This is a genomic window from Acinetobacter sp. WY4 (assembly GCF_018438165.1).
Taxonomy (GTDB): domain Bacteria; phylum Pseudomonadota; class Gammaproteobacteria; order Pseudomonadales; family Moraxellaceae; genus Acinetobacter.
Genome location: NZ_CP053947.1, coordinates 2808087 through 2829211 on the forward strand (window position 1 = coordinate 2808087; position 21125 = coordinate 2829211).

Genomic DNA, 21125 nt, shown 5'->3' on the forward strand with positions numbered 1-21125 from the left:
TGTTGCATATTCCAACTTTGATTTTGTTGAGAGACCTTTTTACATGACTATTTCAAACCAAGATTTACGAAAAGCTGGGCTGAAAGTTACCCTTCCACGAATTAAAATATTAGAATTACTAGAAAATTCAAAACAACATCATTTAAGTGCGGAAGATATTTACAAGACTTTACTCGATCAGGGCGAAGATGTAGGTTTAGCAACTGTGTATCGTGTGTTAACGCAGTTTGAAGCAGCGGGCATCATCGAACGTCATAATTTTGAAAATAATCATTCAGTTTTTGAAATTATGCAGGAAGATCACCACGATCACCTAGTATGTTTAAATTGCAGCAAAGTTGTTGAATTTATTAATGATACGATTGAAAAAGAGCAGCATGACGTTGCTGAAAAATTTGGTTTTGAATTAACCGGTCACTCACTGAATCTGTATGGCTACTGCGATGCGCCTGCCTGTCAGGAAGTTTTCCGTAAAAAATAATTTGAGCTCTGGTTCAAACAAAAAAAACAGGCTTCATGGGAAGCCTGTTTTTTTATGCGCTCAATCTGATCAGGACTGACCGTCAAAGGTGATATTGGAATGTGCACGCAATAAATTGCTGCCACCTTCTTCTGACAGTTTGATTTGCAAACGCAGGTCGTTGGGTGAATCCGCATGTTTCAGTGCATCTTTATAGCTGATCTGTTTGGCTTTATACAGATCATACAGCGCCTGATCGAAGGTCTGCATGCCCAGTTCACGGGAACGCTTCATCAGATCCTTGATCTCATGCACATCACCTTTACGAATCAAGTCGGCAATCAGTGGCGAGTTAATTAGAATCTCAATGGCAGCGCGGCGACCATTGCCATCGATGGTTGGAATCAGTTGCTGTGCCACAATCGCTTTCATGTTTAGGGACAAGTCCATAAACAGCTGATTATGCCGGTCTGCTTCGAAGAAATGGATAATCCGGTCAATCGCCTGGTTAGCGTTGTTAGCGTGCAGGGTAGCAAAGACCAGATGACCGGTTTCGGCAAAGGCAATCGCATAATCCATGGTTTCACGTGAACGGATCTCACCAATCAGAATTACATCCGGTGCCTGACGCAAGGTGTTTTTCAGGGCAATTTCAAATGAATCAGTATCGATGCCGACTTCACGCTGGGTGATAATACAGCCCTTATGCTGGTGAATAAATTCGATCGGATCTTCAATGGTAATGATATGACCTTTGGAATTTTCATTACGATAACCGACCAAAGACGCCAGCGAGGTTGATTTACCGGTACCCGTTGCCCCGACAAAAATAATGATGCCACGTTTGGTCATCGCCAGTTCTTTTAGAATCGGCGGTAACTTGAGTTCATCCATCGTGGGAATAACAGTTTCAATCCGACGCAGCACCATCCCCGGTTGATCTCGTTGCTGAAAGGCACTGACACGGAAGCGGGCACTTTTATCCGGCGTGCTGATGGCAAAGTTACATTCACGACTGTCAGCAAATTCTTTACGCTGCTTTTCGGTCATGATGGAATGGAGCAGTTGTCCTACTGCCGCACCGGGTAATTTTACTGAACCAATCGGTAAAATCTGCCCATTAATCTTGATGGACGGTTCGACATCGGCAGTAATGAACAGATCCGATGCTTTTTTCTCCACCATATAATCGAGTAAGCCGTTAAAATCCATGTATATAAACCCCAATACAATTCAATTTTTTTATAAAAATGCTTCTGGCTGTTTTGCTGCAGTACGTGCAACTTGCGGGCTGATCAAACCTTTGGACACCAGTGTTTTCAGGGTCTGATCCAGCGTAGTCATGCCATAGTTGGCGCCTGTCTGAATTGCTGAGTACATTTGTGCGACTTTGTTTTCACGGATCAGGTTACGGATCGCAGGAATACCGATCATGATTTCATGCGCCGCCACACGCCCGCCGCCATTTTTCTTCAGTAGAGCCTGTGAAACTACGGCTTGTAGGGATTCAGACAACATGGCGCGTACCATGTCTTTTTCTTCAGCAGGGAATACGTCGATCACACGGTCAATGGTTTTGGCCGCTGAGGTGGTATGCAGGGTGCCAAATACTAAGTGACCGGTTTCTGCTGCAGTTAACGCCAGACGAATGGTTTCAAGGTCACGCATCTCACCGACCAGAATAATGTCCGGATCTTCACGCAGTGCTGAACGTAGCGCTTCATTAAAGCCATGCGTATCACGATGCACTTCACGCTGGTTGATCAGGCATTTTTTCGACTGATGCACAAATTCGATTGGGTCTTCGACTGTTAAAATATGGTCATAGCGGTTGTCATTAATATAGTCCAGCATCGCCGCCAAGGTGGTTGATTTACCCGAACCGGTAGGACCTGTCACCAGTACCAGACCACGTGGATATTCACAGATGTCTTTAAAAATCTGTCCCATGCCCAGATCTTCAAGGGTCAGGACTTTAGATGGAATGGTACGGAATACCGCACCGGCACCGCGGTTCTGGTTAAATGCGTTGACACGAAAACGCGCCACGCCAGGCACTTCAAAAGAAAAGTCAGTTTCCAGATTTTCTTCAAAATCACGGCGCTGTTTGTCGTTCATGATGTCATAAACGAGTTTATGCACTTCTTTGTGTTCTAATGCTGGCAGGTTGATGCGACGAACCTCCCCATCGACACGAATCATTGGCGGTAAGCCCGCAGACAAGTGTAAATCCGACGCACCATTTTTAGCAGAAAATGCCAACAATTCTGTGATATCCATAAGGTCCCCGAGTTCATTAAAATGTTAATTATTTTGATAGAATAATAAGGCTTTCCCACAGCTTAACCAACACTTAGTTCATGGGCAAGGGGAAAAAAGATGAATGAAATGAGAACCCCATCAATGAATATGTTGCAACAGTCACGAAATCAGGTTTTAGTGCAAATTGAAACTGCCTGTGTTGAGGCCGGCCGCGAAGCAGATGCGGTGCAACTGCTTGCCGTTTCCAAGACCCAGCCGAGTAGCGTGCTGGCAGAGATGTATCAGGCAGGGCAACGTGCTTTTGGTGAAAACTATTTGCAGGAAGCACTGGAAAAAATCACGGCACTGAAAGAGCTGGAGATTGAATGGCATTTTATTGGTCATGTGCAGCGCAACAAAACCAAGGCTCTGGCGGAAAATTTTGCCTGGGTACATGGAGTCGATCGCCTGATTATTGCCGAGCGTTTATCAAATCAGCGTGGAGATAATCAGTCCGCACTGAATATCTGTATTCAGGTGAATATTGATGGCCAGGATACCAAAGATGGCTGCCAGCCGGAAGAAGTCGCAGAACTGGTGGCACAAATCAGCCAACTGCCGAATGTACGTTTACGTGGCCTGATGGTGATTCCTGCACCGAATAATCCTCAAGCCTTTGCTGATACCAAAGTTTTATTTGATGCAGTCAAAGTTCAGCATGCACACCCTGAAGATTGGGATACTTTAAGTATGGGCATGTCTGGGGATATGACCGAAGCGATTGCTGCGGGTTCTACTATGGTTCGTGTTGGCACAGCCCTATTTGGTGCACGGCCTAAAAAAGATGTATAAACTACTAATGTCAGTTTTTTGCAGCAAAGCGTTATCGCAGGGTATTGGATAACGCTTTTTTTCTGGCTGGTTCGAGCCATTTGGCCATTAACCAGGCAAAAACTATTAAGCTGCACATGCTGGCAAGCAAAGCTATAATTGCTCCGCCCAGACCATAGGCCAAAGTTGCCGGAATACAGCCCAAAATAAATAAAAGTAATGGGAAATGGGTGACATACAAGGTATAGGAAAAGTCTGCGGATTGAACCCAGACCGGATGATAATGACTGCGTCGATGCTGGAGCTGTACCAGCCAGCAGCTAAAGGCCAGACCCACACAGAAATTAAAAGGGGCAAAATTCGCAGCGCGGTATTGCTGGGCCTCATCAATCACCTGAAACTGGTAAGCATCAAAACAGGCGATTAGAAATGCTAAGCCGAATAGGGCTAATTTGACTGATTGTAAGCGGTTTAAAAAAGGTAGCTGGATATATCGAAATGAACAAGCAAAGGCAGTGAGCCAGACCAGAAAATAAATAAAAAACTGGATGTTCAGTACTGATAGTATAGCCAGAACCATAAAAAAACCGATTTTGGCGATTTCCGAATTTTTTAAAAAAGGTAAGAATCCGGCCAGCACATAAAACCACACTTCATAGCTCAGACTCCAGAGCGCAGCATTGGCTGAAACCGTTGGCGTCACAAAGCCATTCAAAAATAGCAGCGAGCCAACAAACTCCATCATGTCTATACTATAGTCAGTCCGGATCATCATGCCAAAACTGTGTTGAAAAGCATGCGTGTGGCTGGTAAATAATAGTGGAGCAAGCAGATATAAAACCAGGGTCAACCCCATGGCAAACAGAAAGGGCGGTAAAATTCTGCGGCCACGCTGTCGGGCATAATGGTGCAGATTGAACTGACCATGCTGATGAATGTTGTACTGGATTGAATAGCCGATCAGATAGCCACTTAAGGCAAAGAAAATCATGACTGCAGCCTGCCCAAGCAGGCGTATCCATGAATAAATGCTGGTATCGAAAGGCGCAATAAATGCCTGAAAGCAGTGACTGAATAACACCACAATGGCACTGATACCCCGTAGGCTCTCAAGCTGTAGGCTGAAATAGTGCGAGAGCTTGTCCGGGGCAGTGTTCATGATCCTTAGCCTATAATCTGAATGGTACTTGCACCTGCACCAACCGGTTTGACCTGAATCTGTACCGGAATACGTTCATGCATTTCCTGCACATGCGAGATTAATACAACTTTACGACCCTGACTTTGTAAATGATCCAGTGCATTCATCACCATATGTAACGAAGCAGGATCTAGCGTACCAAAACCTTCATCAATAAACAGTGATTCCAGTTTCATGGAGCCGGAGGCCATATTGGCAATCGCCAAAGCCAAAGCCAATGAAACCAGGAAGGTTTCACCCCCCGATAGGGACAGCACAGGGCGGACTTCACTATTCATGTCCAGATCAATAATCGCCAGACTCAGGCTATCCGGAATACGGTGTAACTGATAGCGGGGTGCCAACGGTTGCAACTGCTGATTTGCATATTCCACCAGAATATCCAGATGATGTTCCTGGGCAATTTTCTGGAATTTGGTACCTTCCTTATGTCCGATCAGGTCGTAAATACGACCCCAACGGTATTCTTCGGCTTTGATCTGCTCAATTTGCTGCTGATATTTGGCATAGGTGTTTTGATTATTGGCATTCATACGCAGTTTGGCATCAGTTTCATTGAGCACTTCCTGCTGCATTATTTTTTCCTGATGCAGCATGCCAAGTTTTTGTTCAATTTTCTCAAATTCATGTTCTGGCTGTAGTTTTAAATGGGCCTGATATTGTTCTTCAAGTAATTGCCAGGCTGTTCTGGCATTTTCGAGTGCCTGTTTCTGGTTGGCCAGATTCTGACGAATGCGTTGATGGTTGCTCAGATCAATACTGAGCCATTGTTCAATTTGAGCTGCCGTCACTTGAGGATGTGCTGCTTGCCATGCCTGAATATATTGCTGATATTGAGCCAATTGCTGATCGATCTGCTGAAGTTGGCTGATAAATTCTTGCAGTTTTAAGTGGGTTTGATGCCACTGTTTTTCGGCCTGCGCCGTGCATTGACGCTGTTGTTCTAAAGTCTGCTCTAAGGTCTTGGCTTGTAGCTCTAGTGCATCGCGCCATTCTGCAGCGACACGGTAGACTTGTCCTGCATGTTCTTGGGTCAGTTCAGCCAGTTGTTGACGCAGGTCTTTGCCTTGCTGAATCAACTGCTCTACAGACTGGCTCAATTGAGCAAAATTTTGCTGTTCTAATTGTAGTTGATACTGGCTCTTTTCCAATATCTGCTGCTGTTGATGCAGGTCAGATTCCAGCTGCTTTTGTACTGCCAAGTGCTGCATACGCTGCTCTAATTGTCGCTGCAACTGAGGTAAGGAGAGCATAGGTGGCTGTGACTGGTACTGCTCGGGCAGTACGCTTAAAACTGGATGTATCAGCTGGTCGAGTTGCTGACGTTGCTGTAGAGCCAGTTGTAATTGGTGCAATTGCTGCTGTTGTTGACGCCATTGGTGTAATTGTTGCTGGAGCTGTTGTTCCTGCTGTTGTGACAGTTCTAGCTGCTGGAACAGACTTTGAGTGTGATTCGCCAGTAACTGGATGAATGTAGGAAGATCATGGTGCTGCTCGGTAACCACTTCCAGTTTAAGTAGTTGAGATTTACAGTCAGCAGAGGATTGTTGAATCTGGTTTTGCAGGACCTGGCAACGCTCTTGCTGTTGCTCAATTACTGTTTGTGCTTTGGATATTTCAATGCGTTGCTGCTGCTGAGATTGCAGTTGCTGATCGAGCTGCTGTTTTGCCTGTCGTAACTGTTGCTCCTGTAACTGGCTCAGGCTCTGTTCCAGACGTTCATGGGCGGCATCGACAAAAGGATGGGCTGGGCTTCCACAGACCATGCATGGCTCATCCGGTTTTAACTGGACACGAAGATCCTGCACACTTTGCGCATGCAATAAACGTTGCTGGGCTAGTATTTGTTCTAGGTGTTCATAGGCCTGTTGTCCAGCCTGAATCTGCTGATGCCGCCCCTGTTCGGCCTCTTGCTGCATTTTCAGTTGCTGCTGTTGGCTATGTACAGCAGATTGCAGTTGTTCAAATTCTTGTGATTGTTGAACGATTTGTTGTACCTGCTGTTGCAGCAGGTCGAGCTGACGCTGTTCCGCTTGACGTTGCTGACGCACTTCCTGAATGGTTTTGAGCTGCTCTTCCAGCTGTTCCAGACTATGATGCTGTTGTATCCACTGGTTCAGATTTCCTGAAAGTGCTGTAACGGTTTTTTTTAGTTCAGGCAAAGGCTGCTTCAGGCTATCCGGATTCTGTTGCTGCAGTTGCTGATACTGACGCATAAAGTCTTGTATGCGTTGCAAGGTACTTTGCGGTTCCAGATCGAGCACATTTAAAAAGCCAGATTCAGCCAATTGCTGTGCAACCTTTTCTTGCCGAGCTTGTAGTTGATTCAAAGTCTGTTGTTGCTGTTGCAGTTGTTCTTCTAAAGGCTGTAGACGAAGGGTTTGAAACTGGCTTTGCTCTGCATGCAGTTTTTTGTACTGCTCTGATACCGTATCAATTGCATGATCCAGTCTTAAACCTGCTTCCAGATGCGGTTTCAGGCCTTTGAAGTTCTGCTGAAACTGTTGTTGCTGTTGTTGTAAGGCGGTGAGTTTGGCTTCTTCTGCTACAAAGCTCTGCTTAAGTTTTTCAAATTCCAGCGTAAATTGGGTGTGCTGGTGCTGAATCTGCTCTTTTTGAGGGGCTAGACGGGTACGACTGACAAACTGATCCCGGATCGACTGGAATTCATCTAGTTGCTCCAGTAGCTGTTGCTGTCCTGCAGACTTATTTACTGCATCCTGCTGTACTTCGTAGACTTCTTTTTTTGCATGGACTTCTGCATAGAGTTTATGTCGGTCCAGATGCCATTGTTTCTCATTTTCCAGTAGTTTTTCTGATTGCTGCAAATTCTGAAGTTGTAAAGACAAAGAGCTCTGCTGCTGTTGTAAAGCGCTGATGTCTTCTTCAGACAGAATTTCAATATGCCCGATCAGCTTTTCCAGATCGTTGCGCTTGTTTTTGACTTCGCTGAATTTCTCTGCAGCTTTCTGACTAACCAGACTGAAAATCTGTGAATTGGTGAGATATTCCAGCAAGTCTGCGCGTTCATTATCTTTGGCTTTAAGAAAGGCACCAACTTCCGACTGTGCCAATAAAACTGCGCGGGTAAACTGCTCAAAACTTAAGCCCACCAGTTTTTCAATGAGGGGGGTGACTTCCGATATTTTTTGCGTCAGTGTCGTGTCATCATCCAGACATTTGACGTAGCGGTCTACTTTTAGATTGCCATCGACTTTCTGGCGTGCCCGTTTAATTTCCCAGCGTGCCATATAGCGTTTGCTGTCGAGTGCAATAAATTCCAGTTCGGCAAAACCATGCACGCAGCCACGGCGCAGAATATTCTTGGAATCCTTGATGGACACATCCTGACCGCCAGTATCTTTGAGGCTGCCTGTGGCACCTTTTAGGCGGGGGATTTCATTATATAGCGCCAGGCACATGGCATCGAGCAGGGTGGATTTCCCGGCACCAGTTTTGCCGGTGATGGCAATCAGCCCGGCATGAGCCAAAGGACTCGATTCAAAATCAATATGATGAGTGCCGGTGAGGGAGGCCAGATTATGAAGACTTAGACGTAAAATTTTCATGGCTCATCCTAGGCTTGTTGTTTTTGTGCAAGTTCGTGTTGGGCTTCATTCAGTAATTCCTGAAAATCCCTTTGTACCGAATGATCCTGCTCATAGCCCATTTTTTTCCAGATATTGAAAAATAGCGATTCCGGGGTAGGGGTGCCAGATCAATTTTAGACTGGCTTGAACTAAGGTCGGCCTGTTGCTGATAAATCCGGCTGATGCGCAGCAGTCGGTAACGGTTAGCAGGTAGGGCCTGTTCTATTTGCTGACGCAGGTCCACCGGAGGCGGCGCATCAGTGTTGTATTCCACCTCCAGAAAATGCCGTGCAGAAAGCTGCTCGATTTCTCCGGCAGGCAAGGCCTGAATTGTAGTAATTAAATTTTCCAGCTTTTCACGAATGCGGAACAGCTCGACAGTACGCGGAATGCTTAAGGCATCGTACTGAAAGCGGTTTTCCGGGTTTTGTTCGGGATCAATCCTGACTTCAACTATTTGATGCTTATAATTAATCTCACTAAATGACAGCGGAATCGGAGAGCCACTATAGCGAATATGCGGCTGACCGACTTTTTGTGGTTTATGCAAATGCCCCAGCGCGACATAATCAATCACGTCATCAAACAGCGCCGTCGACAGGGCTTCTTCATTGCCGACAATAATCGGACGCTCGGAGTCCGAGGTCTCACCACCTTGCATGTGCGCATGTGACATTAAAATCAGTGCCTGATGTGGCTGTTTGCGGGCTTTGGCTTCGGCAATCAGTTGTTGATGCAGATAACTGATCGCGTTCTGGTTATTGCTGGTATGTTCATTCAGTCCGGTAATTTCGGCACTGCGTAAATAGGGTAGGGTCAGACACCAGGCGATGATATTTTTATCCCGATCATAAATAGGAATAAGTAGACGATCCAGGTTCAGGGTATTTTCTGCAGTGCGGCCTACCATTCCCACAGCTTTGGCATTGAATTTGGCCAGCAAGGGTTCAACCTGTTCAATCCGATAACCGGAATCATGATTGCCTGCAATCATCAGGGTCTGCATATGTGGCGCCAGGTCGTGGGCGTCGGCCAGAAACTGGTATAGTTGTCTTTGCGCACTGGAAGCTGGATTGATCACATCAAAAATATCGCCGGCAATCAGCAGAGCATGCGGCTGCTTTGTTTTAATTTGCTCAAGTAGCCAAGTCAAAAACTGTGCATGTTCAAATTCACGGTCATGGTTATGGAAAAATTGTCCCAGATGCCAATCGGAAGTGTGAAGAAAATGAACTGCCATGTAATGAACCCCAAGATATCTGCCTTGCTACTATAGGAAAAAGCACAGGTAAAAATCTACTTGTAAAACGATATTTCAGCGAATTGTTGGTGATGTTTAAGCTGAATTTATTTTGATCAGTATGGAAATTACTGGATGATCGCATCCAAATCATCAGACATCGAAAAGTCATGCAATCCATCAGGCTTTTAAAAAAATAGGAATTTTAAAAAATAAAAACCGACGATTCGAGTGATGATGAAATCGTCGGTCAAATTTGTGTTACATGAAGATTTTGGCTGCTATTCAAAATTTCCCTGTACACTGGACTTATTGCTTTAGCTCTAAAGGTCAGCAAAAATTCGTGGATGCCAGTCCAAATTTTTGTACCTTGTACCCTATATAACGTCACCCTATAGTGGATGGTTGACAATAAAATGAAAAAAAACCTGATTTTTTTTATACTAGCTTGTTGAAGATCACTGAGTCATGCATATGTTGCCGCTAAGTCGTTATTTTATCTGGTTTTTCGTTATATGTTTTATTTTTACTTGTATTTGCGGTGTACTGGCAGCCTTGCTGCCGATGGGCATGGGTGCAGTCTTGACGATTGTTCCGTATCTGGTGGCCATGATTTGGGTGCTTTTTAAATTTCTAAAACAGCAAAAACGTGCGCCGACCCAGGCAGAGCGTAAAAAATTCACCCTCGGTTTTAGCCTGATTTACTGGGGCTATAATTTATTATTTCTGTTGCTCGGTATTGTCATCGCCACCCGTTCCAATCCGAATGCCTGGCAGGACTTCTTGCTGTATCTACAGCAGCCACAATTTATGAGTATTGTGCTGATCATGTTCCTGATGATCGCAATTCCACTATATCTACTGACGTACTGGTTTTATGGCAAGCAGGCCCAGCGTATGGCAGAGAAAATGTTTGGCCATTCGCCTCAGTGAATATAGATGAATCATTTTGTGACCCGATCTTCATAAATTAATTGAATGATGAAAGATACAAATTCTCCACTACAAAGATCTTCTTGGTTTAAAAAGCTGAAGATGAGTGGCGTATAATTTAAACCAAGAAAATAATAAGGCGAAGAATGACTAATGTATAAACCTGTAGTGCTGGTGACGGGAGCGAGTGGTTTTATTGGCAGTCATCTCGTGCATTTTTTACTGGAACGGGATTATCGGGTGATTGGTCTGACCCGTCAGAAAAATAAACATGAACCACATCCGGACTTCCATTGGATCAATCAGCTGGATGAATTAAAACAGCATCAGATTGATTATGTGGTCAATCTGGCTGGCGAAAGCATTGGGCAAGGCCGCTGGACGGCAGCGCGTAAAAAGAAATTGCTAGATAGCCGTTTAGACATTACCAAAAAGTTATTTGATTATTTAGAAAAAAATCAGCTTAGGCCGAAACGGATTATTTCAACATCGGCCGTTGGTTATTATGGCATTGATCCGACAGAGCGTTGGGAACAGGTCTGCACGGAGCAAAGTCCGCCACAAGATATTTTTATGTCCGAACTCTGTGCGAAGTGGGAGCAGCTGGCCTTGTCCTATACTAACCAGAACACCAAGATTGTTCGCTTTGCGGTGGTGTTTGGCAAAGGTGGTGGGATTCTTCCGCAGATGCTATTGCCGATTAAGCTGAATCTGTTTGGACGGATTGGTCATGGACGTCAGCCAGTGACCTGGGTGCATCTAGAGGATGTGCTGCGTGCGATTGAATTCTTGATGCTTGAGGATACAACCAAGCAGATCTTTAATGTGGTCGCGCCAGAAAAAAGCAGTCAGGCCCAGTTTGCACGAACTGCGGCCCAGATTCTGAAGCGCAAACCCTTACTTCCACTACCCGCATGCAGTCTGAAAATGATGCTGGGAGAACAGTCACAACTGGTATTAAACGGTCAGTATGTACAGCCCAAAGCCTTGCAGGAGGCTGGATTCCAGTTTCATTATCCAACCCTGAAAGAAGCACTGAGCAATATTCTAAAGCACTAAACGACTGGGCTCTAATAAACGGACAGGATCATAAGGAGCTGGATCAACGATTGGCATTTGTTTAAGGATGAGTTGAGCGAGTAGTTTGCCTGATGCCGGCCCCATGCATAAACCATTCCGGAAATGTCCAAAATTGGCCCAAGCATTGTGTAGCTTGGGAATTTTGCCAATATAGGGAATACCATCGGGTGAGCTGGGTCTTAATCCGGCCCATTGCTTGACCAGCGGAAAATCTGCCAGTTCCGGTACCATCTCGATACACGCCTGTAAAATATCCTGCCGGATTTCGCTAGAAGGCGAGGTGTTAAAACCGACCTGACGCATACTGGAACCACATAAAACATGTCCATCCTGACGTGGAATCAGGTACATCACCTTATGCATGCACATGGTCGGCAGCCAGTTTTCTGGCGTTTTAAACAGCAGCATCTGGCCCTGAACCGGCTGTACCGGAATTTCCAAACCAAGTTGCTGTGACCAGTGTTGCGACCATGCTCCGGTGGCGATCACAAACTGGTCCGCCTGAAAAACCTGGCCATTTTTATCTACAATACTTTTTACACAGCTTTGCTGGATATTGAGGCGCGTGATTTTACAGTTTTCTTGCCAGGTGACACGCGGATGCTGCTTTAAGTAACTGATGAGCGACTGTAACAGTCGCGGATTACGGATATTGGCCAGTTCAGGGAAATAAATCGCCTGCTTGAATTTGCTCTGATTAATTCTTGGATTGATCTGTTGCAGTTTAGCCTGATCAAGCAATTCTGCCTGTTGCTGCGGATCCTGATGTGTTTTGGCATAACTTAAACCGATTTCAAAATCGGATTCATCAAAAATCAGCATACCTGTTTCATGAATCTGGAAATCGATGCCAGTGAAAGGTTGCAGTTTTTGATTCCAGTCCTGATACATGGGTTTGGCATGTCGAGCCAGAGCATTTACAGCAGCGGGATAACGCCACGGATACATCGGGGAAAGGATTCCTCCTCCAGCCCAGGATGCAGCCTGTCCGGCGGCCTGTTGATCAAAAAGGGTAACAGAACATCCCTGTTCAAGCAGTTCCAGCGCCGACATCAAACCGGTGATGCCAGCGCCGACAATGGCAATATGCATTGCGCCGAAATCCTTTTACTTCATGTCTTTCAGTTTAAGCGCAGCTTCTTCAGCAAAATAGGTCCAGATACCATCTGCACCGGCACGACGACAGCTCATCAATGATTCTAAAATGACGCTATCAGATAACCAGCCATTTTGAATTGCCGCAGCCAGCATCGCGTATTCGCCACTGACCTGATAGACAAAGGTTGGTACGCCAAAAGTGTCTTTGACTTCGCGGACGATATCCAGATAAGGCATGCCCGGTTTAACAATCACCATGTCTGCACCTTCCTGAATATCCAGCGCAATTTCATGCAGGGCTTCAGCACGGTTACCGACATCCATCTGGTAATTGTATTTATTGCCGCCTTTTAAATTGCTGGCAGAACCGACTGCATCACGGAACGGACCATAGAAACTTGATGCATATTTGGCTGAATAGGCCATGATGGAGGTATAGATATGACCATTTTTTTCAAAGGCCTGACGAATCGCACCGATCCGGCCATCCATCATGTCACTTGGAGCAAACACATCTGCACCGGCTTCGGCATGGCTCAAGCCCTGTTTAATCAGGCACTCGACCGTTTCATCATTTAAGACATAACCGTTCTCATCAATAATGCCATCCTGACCATGTGTGGTATACGGGTCTAATGCGCCGTCAGTAATCAGCACCATTTCTGGCAGTTCTTTTTTCAATAAACGCAAGGTGTTTTGTACCAGACCATCTTCACGCCACGCAGCTTCTGCAGTCAGGCTTTTATCTTCTTGTGGGGTGACGGGGAATAGCGCCAGTTTATTGACACCGAGTTCCAGCAGACGTTCTGATTTTTTTAACAACAAGTCCGCTGACAGGCGCTGGATATTCGGCATACTTGGAATATCTTGGGTCTGGTTTTGTCCTGGCAGGACAAATACTGGATAAATGAGATGATCTGCCGCGAGATGGGTTTCACGAACCATCGAACGTAAATGTTCATTTTTACGAATACGACGCATGCGAGTTGCAGGAAATGCGGGACGATTGAACGTATAAGTCATAAAAATCTCAGTAATCAGTATTAAACTAGGCCTCTATTGTAGCCCTAACTCAAATTTTTGGGCATAAATTAGCGGTTTTTATTGTGGTGGATTCGGGCAGAGTGATGAGTAAGACAGAGAGAAACTGGACAGGTAATATACATCCGGGCTCGAAAGTGGATATTGATGTAGTCCTGAACCAGCTGGTACATGCTTTTAATAGCTCTCCTTTTTTTAACTATAACGGCATGACCATGCGGGTGGTCGAGGGCCAGATTGAGGCCTATGTTGAAATGCAGGATTTCATGATTGGTAATGTGGCTTTCCAGATTCTGCATGGCGGTCTGGCTGCAACTGTACTGGATAGTGTCGGTGGTATTGTGGCTATGGGCGAACTGTATAAAAAAGCCGAACCGGAAACCATTGCCGAGACTATTAAAAAGGTATCGCGTCTGGCGACGGTCGATATGCGGGTGGATTATCTGGCGCCTGGACGTGGCAAATATTTTATTGCACGTGCAGAAACCTTACGTTTGGGGCGTAAGGGCTGCACCATGCGCATGACCATGGTCAATGATGAAGATAAAGCGATTGCAACAGCGATTGCGTCTTATGCCTATTAATGAAATCGTGAATTGAGAAAGTTAAAAAGCACTGTTTAACAGTGCTTTTTTTATAATGATCAAATATGAACCTAGAGGATTTAGAGATCAGATTTAGCCCGTTTCAAGGCATTTTGCCATTTGGCTAAATGCATTTCTTTTTCGTCATTTTGCATTTTGGGTTCAAAAGCACGGTCCAGCTGCCAGGACTGGGAAATTTCATCCAGGTTTGAAAATACGCCAGCTTTTAATCCGGCCATAGCGGCCGCGCCCCAAGCAGTAGCTTCCAGCATTTTCGGACGCAGTACCGGTACATTCAGAATATCGGCCTGAAATTGCATCAGCATGTCATTGCTGCTGGCACCACCATCAACCCGCAGTTCTTTAAGGGGATGTGCAATATCAGATTGCATCGCACTGAGCACATCCGATACCTGAAAGGCGATTGATTCTAATGCGGCACGAGCGATATGCGCTTTGGTCGTACCGCGTGACATGCCACAGAGTAAGGCACGTGCTTCACTATCCCAATGCGGCGCGCCCAGTCCGGTAAATGCGGGAACCAGAACCACGCCGTCACTATGCTCGACCTGATGCGCCAGTTTTTCCACATCACTGCTTTTTTGAATAATTCCGAGGCCATCGCGTAACCATTGCACTACAGCACCAGCCATAAATACGCTGCCTTCGAGCGCATAGGTAGTTTGGCCCTGGGCTTGCCAGGCGAGAGTAGAAAGCAGCTTGTTCTGGCTAAGCTGAATGTTATGTCCGGTATTGAACAGCATAAAGCAGCCAGTACCATAGGTGTTTTTAGCACTGCCCACCTCAAAACAGGACTGGCCAAAGAGTGCAGACTGCTGATCCCCCAAAATTCCGGTAATGGGAATATTGGCCCCAAGTAAGCCAGAAGCAGTGTCAGCGACATAACAATCAGAAGAGATAATTTTCGGCAAGACCGAAGCAGGGATATTAAACAGCTCGAGTAGCTCTTCATCCCACGACTGTTGCTGCAGATTCATCAACATGGTACGAGAAGCGTTACTGGCTTCAATGACGTGCTCTGCGCCTTGGGTCAGATTCCAGATCAGCCAGCTATCGATAGTACCAAATGCCACATGGCCTTGTTCAGCGAGTGGCCGTATTCCCTCAACATGCTCTAAAAACCAGACTAATTTTCCCGCACTAAAATAAGGATCAATCCGTAGGCCGGTTTTTTGCTGAATTTTGGACATCAGGCCTTGTTCAATCAGCCGGTTACACCAGTCAGATGTACGACGGTCCTGCCAGACGATTGCCGGAGCGAGCGGTTTGCCGTTTCTACGATCCCAGACTACGGTCGTTTCGCGCTGGTTAGTCAGGCCAAGGGCTTTAATATCTTTTGCCAGAATACCTGCAGTCGCCAAAGCTTGTTGTACCACGGCAATCTGTGAGCTCCAGATTTCTTGAGCATCCTGTTCCACCCAGCCCGAATGTGGGGTGTGGATATGCGTTTCACGTTGAGCCGTTGCCTGAACTTGTCCATGTTCATTAAAAATAATGGCCCGACTTGACGTAGTTCCCTGATCTAGTGCCAGTAAATAGCTCATAATTTTTCTGTTATTTGGCTTGAAAAGTAAAATATTAGCGCAATAATGTAATTAAGCGCATCAAGTTGTGTAAATGTTCAGAAAATACATCGTAATTTTTGACATTTATGCTATGATTGCCTTGTACTTTGGGGGTGTTTCTGGCTTCGACGCTGGTGATGAAACTCATAGATGCATGCCGAGAGCGCATTTTCTCTCGTAAATCAAATTTGCATTTTTTAGTCGCAAACGACGAATCATACGCTCTAGCTGCCTAAGGGCAGCTTGTCCGCCTCTCCGAATACTTGTGGTTAGAGAGTCCGACTGAAGCGCACGCACACAAGTCCGTATAAAGCCAAGCCTCGGGGCTTTGTACTAAATTAAGAGGATCGCGATTTGTACCCTGTTCGTCGGGTCACAAAGAGTTAAAACAATAGACGATATCTAAGCATGTAGTATTCTCGAGTGTAGTGCTGGCGGACGCGGGTTCAACTCCCGCCACCTCCACCAAAATTCTTTCCGAAGTAATCCGTCGGAATATAAAAAAGCCTTTAAACTCAACGTTTAGAGGCTTTTTTTTATGCCTGTTTGTCCGATATTGTCTGATCTCATTTGACCCCATATTTGCTCTTTGTGGGTAAATATTGGGAAAATTTACCCAGAAATTAATACATCAATTATGGGTAATCGACATGCCACTTACAGATACTGAATGCAGAAAAGCACAGCCGAAAGACAAACAGTATCGTCTTTCAGATTCACATGGTTTATCTCTAATCATTACCACCAAAGGTCAAAAATATTGGAATGTGCGCGTCACTGTCCATGGTGAACGTAAGTCTGAATCGCTTGGCCCATATCCGGATTTAAGTTTAAAAAAGGCAAGGGAACTTGCATATGAGCTTAAGCATAGATACTCACGTTCAGTATTGCATGAAGACTTAAAGCCCTATTTCAAAGAAGTTGCAGAAGATTGGTTTAATAATCAAAAAGAAACCTGGTCATCCAAACATATCAGTAATGTACGAGCTTCATTGGATGAGCTTTATATTGCTCTTGCTAATAAGCGTATTAATCAGATTCAGGCTCCTGAGATTCTGCAAATCATTAAGAAGATTGAGGCAAGAGGTTCGCTTGAAATTGCAAAACGTACCTTGTCTCGCTGTGGCATGGTCATGAAGTATGCCATTGCCCATGGATACCGCTATGATAATCCGGCAGGTGATCTTGTTTATGCTCTCAAGAACAAAAGAGTCAAAAACCTGGCTTCGCTTACTGCCTCTGAAATGCCTGAATTTTTAAGGAAGATAAGAGCATATCCAAGTGATGCTCAAACACATCATGCCATTATTCTGATCATGCTGACAGGCGTTCGGGTTAGTGAGTTGCTGCAAGCGCGCTGGAAAGAATTTGATCTGGAAGGGCGTAAGTGGGATATCCCTGAAGAACGAATGAAGAACAGACTTCCGCATCGTGTACCGTTGACGGAAATGATGATTGCTGAGCTTCAGGCATTGAGACTTACTCATAATCAGGAACTGCTTTTTCCACATCGTTTAAATAACAAAGAATCTATGCGTAGCGAGTCTATTTTAGCTGTGATCAAGCGTTCGGGCTATGCTGGTCGGATGACCACACATGGTTTTAGATCTCTATTCAGTACAGTCGTAAACGAATCTAATCTGTTTAATCCAGATGCCATTGAGCGCCAGCTTGCTCATGTTCCCCAGAATAGAATTCGTTCGGCCTATAACCGAGCTCAGTACTGGGATGAACGAGTAAGGTTGATGGAGTGGTATGGAAATATAGTAAATTCATGGCTGAATGATTAGTACTAGTTATCCTTTTTTTCGTCAGATAAGACAGGATGGACTTGATGTTTATTCATGGCTCTTAGATTTTTATGAAAATTCAAGATGCTTTTTGGTACACCATTAGGATTTTGATTACTCACAATAATAGAAGGGATATCTTCTACACAATATGAGCTTACAAAGCTGAATTATATTCTTGAATCGCAAAACCCTCAGTTGTATTAAGGGCATTTGGTTGCGAAATATCATATAAAAATATTGACTATATGGATGAAACGATCATTCATGAGCTTAGAAATCAACCCGAAATCTTATTGGAAATATTAAGAAAGGATATTTTCTGAGGCTGTTTTTTTAGGAAGGAGTTTATACATCGGGTGAGATGGCTTCGAAGTCGTATCTTTAATCCATGACTTGCTGGGTTTGGTAGTGAATTTTATTGTGGTGAAAATTCAGGATTAAAGGTAGGGCTTGAGGCAGGATAATATTTTAAAAGCAGGAGCATAGGCTTCTGCTTTTTTTTGTCGATAATGAATGAAAATTAATATATCTAAAAGTTGTATTTTTATAAAAATAAAGAGGATTATTGAATCTATAGAATACAAATAATATTTTTTAATTGTATTTTTATCTCTTGATAACGAGATATAATTTAATTAATACGTGTAATAATACATTTAAAAATTATGAAACAACAGCGATACATAAGCATTTTAGACACTTTTAGCTGGAATAAATTGAAAATTAATGTTGCAGATATATTTCATGTATTAAAATTTAAAAAAATAAAAATGATTGTTTCTTATGAGGAAGGTGTGAGTGGTGTTGAGCAGGCTAAACATCTGCTGGATGAGTTAGAAAAGTTGCAGTATTTATGGTGTTTGGTTGAGCAAAATTCTTTTTTGACTTTGGATCAGTTTAAGAACAATTTAATGAACAGTACGGCAACAAGTTGGGTGTGTGCCAGACAAGAGATCGAAGGTTTAAGTTGTGATCTGAATGCACTGATGATGCCCTATCTTAAAATTGGCAATGAACTGTATTTAGTTTGGTTTATGCTGAATGCTCTGAATCAATCGCCATCATATTTAAATGATCATCAGCCGTACCTGTATTCACCTTTAAATACAAATGTGACTTTGCTACCGTCAACAGCAGTCAGTAGCGGTACACATCTTCAGCATCATACGTATTTAAACGTTGTACTGTGGTTGAAGCAATATTTAAGTACAACCAGCTTTCTTCCGAATTATGTTATTCCAGCGCTACCACCTCAAGTCACAACGGAGCAGCTTTTTGATACCTTGCTGGAAAGATATCAATCACTTTATTGCCTGTCCTTAAATATTCAGCTTCCATTCAAGTCAAGTGAAATGGTTGACGATCATGGGTTTATTCAAGATCGATTGATGCGTATCCCACAGTTACAGCAGGTGATAACAGGTACTGCGGGTCTCTTGTTTATGATGACCAAGACGGAACATGACTTAGTATCAGGATTGAACCTCAATGTTGTTCTCATATTGAGTAATAAAAAAGAGCAGTTGGCTGAGAGAATCATTCAGAAATTTGAATCCGAGTTGAAAAAGCTTTTAATTGGTCGCCCTTTTCATATTCATCACTGGGGGAAACAGCTGGCTCAGGAGTTGAAAAAAGATGCAATTGATGGAGTAATGAAATCAACAGATAAACGAAAAATAAAGGATTTTAAATATTGGATTCTGAGTTTTTTTCAGAATGTAGATGAAGTCATTCAATTTCAATATATCCTCAATAATCAAAATTACAATATCAATCAATACTGGTATTCCTCTGGGCTTTTAGATGAACGTAATTTTCCTGTTGACCTGACTATGATGGGGAGAAAATCTTTTCAGGATTTGGTGTGCTATGAGGATGATAAAATATGGAGTGTTCGTCATCTACCAGTCATAGCAAAAAATAGACTTAAGATTTCGCAAATTTTTAATCGTGAGTTATCAATTCAGCTAGATGATTTTCCAAATTTTATAGGTCTCATTCAAAATATAGAAATGTTTATGGCGACTGTGATGGATACTACAGTCGGTGCATTTAATCTACCAATACGACTAGGAAATGTTGAGTTGTCTGCTGAAGAAATCGAGCGTTCAATAACACGTATAGGTCATCAGTTGTTATGGATATTCAGTAACTTGCCTGACTTACACTTGTTAAGTGCGAGCCCTTACTTATCTCGGTTGAATATCAACGTGCAGTTCTTTTTAAAGAATGCGAATCTTTGGCAGGTAGAGCAACAATTGGCTGCAAAAACCAGTAAGCAAGGTGCTGAACGATTTAATGCGCTGGTTAAACAACTTCGACGGGATTACCGCTCGAATATCAGGCAGTCTAAGCTGAATGTGAAAATCTGGAAACAGGTGCGGCATTCAGTAACAGTGAACTTGGACGTGCCAACAACAAATAGCAATGGAACGGTCGTTGAAGCTGTCGAATATGTGGACTATGTCCAAGCTGTTAATGTGGGTGATGAGGTCATTGCTACAAATGATCATATTGAAGCCTGTTATAAGAAGTGTGAACTCAGACTGAAAAGCTTGCAGACGTACGTTAAAAGTTTACTGAAAAGAGAATGTACTCTCTATCGAGTTCATTTTGGACTGGGGGCAAATGGGGCGGAAGTCAATCAGCAGATTTTTTCAAAAAACATCACTGAAATGTTTTTACGTAACCGCAGACGGAAACCCATATCCAGTATGACAGGATATTTTGGAGCATGGCGGGAAGATGGTGGACAGCATACTTATCTGGATCTCATTTTAGTTTTTGATGCGAGGAAGTATGAGGAGCTGAAAGATATGGATCGTTTATTTGGGGAGATGTGGAAAAGCCAAATGGATTCTGTTCAGCAGGATGGGTACAAAACATCATTCAACATTGTTCCATTGATGTCATCTGTTCCTGAGATGAATCAGCAATCTTTTTTACTTGAGATCGGTGATCAGTCAAGGCGAAAGCAGGTCTTTGAAGTATTGGTAAATTATTATAGTTTTATTGAGCTGTATGAGCGACAAGCTACTGTACGAGTCCCTAAAGTTTTAGTGAAGGGCAGTGTGACTAAAACGACAGTTAAATCTAAAGTTAAAACCAAAGCTAAGGCATAAGTTTAGCTTCTGCAACATTCCCATATTTCTGTTGTTCTCGCTGTATGGAACTGCGGTGCAATGGTTAGTTCAGAGTGACTTGCTTAACAGGTAATATATATTATTAAATATAAATAATATATTAAACATAAACAATATCTTATCTAGTTAAGTGAGTATGTGATTCACTTAGCACAGTATAGCCCATACTCAAATGGGCTATACATCATGTATCAATGACACAGTGTTAAAATATTCAGAACTAACCCTATAGTATGTTTCAAAGTCTATGAACCTATTCAGCTAAGCAGGATGACTACAACATCCTGCTACAGAGTCATGATCA

14 protein-coding genes, 1 other RNA gene and 1 pseudogene are annotated in these 21125 nt (G+C 43.7%); 8 read left to right on the forward strand and 8 right to left on the reverse strand.

Annotated features, from left to right (window positions below):
• Window positions 1-43: 43 nt before the first annotated feature.
• Window positions 44-481, forward strand: coding sequence for a ferric iron uptake transcriptional regulator (gene fur / locus G4D73_RS13165; protein ID WP_004279276.1), 438 nt, complete (start codon window positions 44-46; stop codon window positions 479-481).
• Between the two features lie 69 nt (window positions 482-550).
• Here the strand turns inward: fur and G4D73_RS13170 are convergent, their stop codons facing one another.
• Entirely contained in the window at window positions 551-1672 is a 1122-nt protein-coding gene (locus G4D73_RS13170) for a PilT/PilU family type 4a pilus ATPase (protein ID WP_071850213.1), read from the reverse strand.
• A 30-nt stretch (window positions 1673-1702) separates the two neighbouring features.
• A complete protein-coding gene (locus G4D73_RS13175) occupies window positions 1703-2740 on the reverse strand; it encodes a type IV pilus twitching motility protein PilT (protein WP_004279279.1) in 1038 nt (345 codons plus the stop codon).
• A 123-nt stretch (window positions 2741-2863) separates the two neighbouring features.
• Here G4D73_RS13175 and G4D73_RS13180 point away from each other — a divergent pair, with 123 nt between their 5' ends.
• Window positions 2864-3553 carry a YggS family pyridoxal phosphate-dependent enzyme gene (locus G4D73_RS13180; protein ID WP_213687758.1) on the forward strand — a complete coding sequence of 230 codons (690 nt, stop codon included), beginning with the start codon at window positions 2864-2866 and terminating at the stop codon, window positions 3551-3553.
• Window positions 3554-3584: 31 nt separating this feature from the next.
• On the opposite strand, the gene G4D73_RS13185 is transcribed toward G4D73_RS13180, so the two are convergent.
• From G4D73_RS13185 to G4D73_RS13195, 3 genes and pseudogenes are all read right to left on the reverse strand, one after another.
• Window positions 3585-4691: an acyltransferase family protein gene (locus G4D73_RS13185; RefSeq protein WP_213686940.1), complete on the reverse strand. Its 1107-nt coding sequence runs from the start codon at window positions 4689-4691 to the stop codon at window positions 3585-3587.
• Between the two features lie 5 nt (window positions 4692-4696).
• Window positions 4697-8302, reverse strand: coding sequence for an AAA family ATPase (locus G4D73_RS13190; RefSeq protein WP_213686941.1), 3606 nt, complete (start codon window positions 8300-8302; stop codon window positions 4697-4699).
• An 8-nt stretch (window positions 8303-8310) separates the two neighbouring features.
• Window positions 8311-9563, reverse strand: a pseudogene (locus G4D73_RS13195) (exonuclease SbcCD subunit D).
• Between the two features lie 474 nt (window positions 9564-10037).
• On the opposite strand from G4D73_RS13195, the gene G4D73_RS13200 reads away from it, so the two are divergent.
• Both G4D73_RS13200 and G4D73_RS13205 read left to right on the forward strand, forming a co-directional pair.
• A complete protein-coding gene (locus G4D73_RS13200; protein WP_004646142.1) occupies window positions 10038-10496 on the forward strand; it encodes an ABZJ_00895 family protein in 459 nt (152 codons plus the stop codon).
• 153 nt (window positions 10497-10649) lie between these two features.
• Window positions 10650-11555, forward strand: a complete 906-nt coding sequence (locus tag G4D73_RS13205) for a TIGR01777 family oxidoreductase (RefSeq protein WP_213686942.1) — start codon at window positions 10650-10652, stop codon at window positions 11553-11555.
• Here G4D73_RS13205 and thiO read toward each other — a convergent pair.
• Together thiO and hemB are read right to left on the reverse strand one after the other, a co-directional pair.
• Window positions 11544-12668, reverse strand: coding sequence for a glycine oxidase ThiO (gene thiO, locus G4D73_RS13210; protein WP_213686943.1), 1125 nt, complete (start codon window positions 12666-12668; stop codon window positions 11544-11546). The two genes, G4D73_RS13205 and thiO, sit on opposite strands and share 12 nt — an antisense overlap.
• 15 nt (window positions 12669-12683) lie before the next feature.
• Entirely contained in the window at window positions 12684-13697 is a 1014-nt protein-coding gene (hemB, locus tag G4D73_RS13215) for a porphobilinogen synthase (RefSeq protein ID WP_004279288.1), read from the reverse strand.
• Window positions 13698-13801: 104 nt separating this feature from the next.
• Here hemB and G4D73_RS13220 point away from each other — a divergent pair, with 104 nt between their 5' ends.
• Window positions 13802-14299, forward strand: a complete 498-nt coding sequence (locus tag G4D73_RS13220) for a thioesterase family protein (protein WP_004279290.1) — start codon at window positions 13802-13804, stop codon at window positions 14297-14299.
• 80 nt (window positions 14300-14379) lie between these two features.
• Here the strand turns inward: G4D73_RS13220 and glpK are convergent, their stop codons facing one another.
• A complete protein-coding gene (gene glpK / locus G4D73_RS13225; protein ID WP_213686944.1) occupies window positions 14380-15864 on the reverse strand; it encodes a glycerol kinase GlpK in 1485 nt (494 codons plus the stop codon).
• A gap of 130 nt (window positions 15865-15994) precedes the next feature.
• On the opposite strand from glpK, the gene ssrA reads away from it, so the two are divergent.
• The 3 genes from ssrA (at window position 15995) to G4D73_RS13240 (ending at window position 20800) form a co-directional block, all read left to right on the forward strand.
• Window positions 15995-16353, forward strand: a transfer-messenger RNA (tmRNA) gene (gene ssrA, locus G4D73_RS13230).
• Window positions 16354-16535: 182 nt separating this feature from the next.
• Window positions 16536-17675 (forward strand): tyrosine-type recombinase/integrase, encoded by a 1140-nt coding sequence (locus G4D73_RS13235; protein WP_213686945.1) that lies wholly within the window; start codon window positions 16536-16538, stop codon window positions 17673-17675.
• A 719-nt stretch (window positions 17676-18394) separates the two neighbouring features.
• Window positions 18395-20800, forward strand: a complete 2406-nt coding sequence (locus G4D73_RS13240) for a hypothetical protein (RefSeq protein WP_228305168.1) — start codon at window positions 18395-18397, stop codon at window positions 20798-20800.
• Window positions 20801-21125 lie beyond the last annotated feature (325 nt).

Excerpts from the sequence above, each read along its gene's own strand:
- fur (WP_004279276.1), top strand. The coding sequence starts at position 44 with ATGACTATTTCAAACCAAGATTTACGAAAAGCTGGGCTGAAAGTTACC.
- G4D73_RS13170 (WP_071850213.1), bottom strand. The coding sequence starts at position 1,672 with ATGGATTTTAACGGCTTACTCGATTATATGGTGGAGAAAAAAGCATCG.
- G4D73_RS13175 (WP_004279279.1), bottom strand. The coding sequence starts at position 2,740 with ATGGATATCACAGAATTGTTGGCATTTTCTGCTAAAAATGGTGCGTCG.
- G4D73_RS13180 (WP_213687758.1), top strand. The coding sequence starts at position 2,864 with ATGAATATGTTGCAACAGTCACGAAATCAGGTTTTAGTGCAAATTGAA.
- G4D73_RS13185 (WP_213686940.1), bottom strand. The coding sequence starts at position 4,691 with ATGAACACTGCCCCGGACAAGCTCTCGCACTATTTCAGCCTACAGCTT.
- G4D73_RS13190 (WP_213686941.1), bottom strand. The coding sequence starts at position 8,302 with ATGAAAATTTTACGTCTAAGTCTTCATAATCTGGCCTCCCTCACCGGC.
- G4D73_RS13200 (WP_004646142.1), top strand. The coding sequence starts at position 10,038 with ATGTTGCCGCTAAGTCGTTATTTTATCTGGTTTTTCGTTATATGTTTT.
- G4D73_RS13205 (WP_213686942.1), top strand. The coding sequence starts at position 10,650 with ATGTATAAACCTGTAGTGCTGGTGACGGGAGCGAGTGGTTTTATTGGC.
- thiO (WP_213686943.1), bottom strand. The coding sequence starts at position 12,668 with ATGCATATTGCCATTGTCGGCGCTGGCATCACCGGTTTGATGTCGGCG.
- hemB (WP_004279288.1), bottom strand. The coding sequence starts at position 13,697 with ATGACTTATACGTTCAATCGTCCCGCATTTCCTGCAACTCGCATGCGT.
- G4D73_RS13220 (WP_004279290.1), top strand. The coding sequence starts at position 13,802 with ATGAGTAAGACAGAGAGAAACTGGACAGGTAATATACATCCGGGCTCG.
- glpK (WP_213686944.1), bottom strand. The coding sequence starts at position 15,864 with ATGAGCTATTTACTGGCACTAGATCAGGGAACTACGTCAAGTCGGGCC.
- G4D73_RS13235 (WP_213686945.1), top strand. The coding sequence starts at position 16,536 with ATGCCACTTACAGATACTGAATGCAGAAAAGCACAGCCGAAAGACAAA.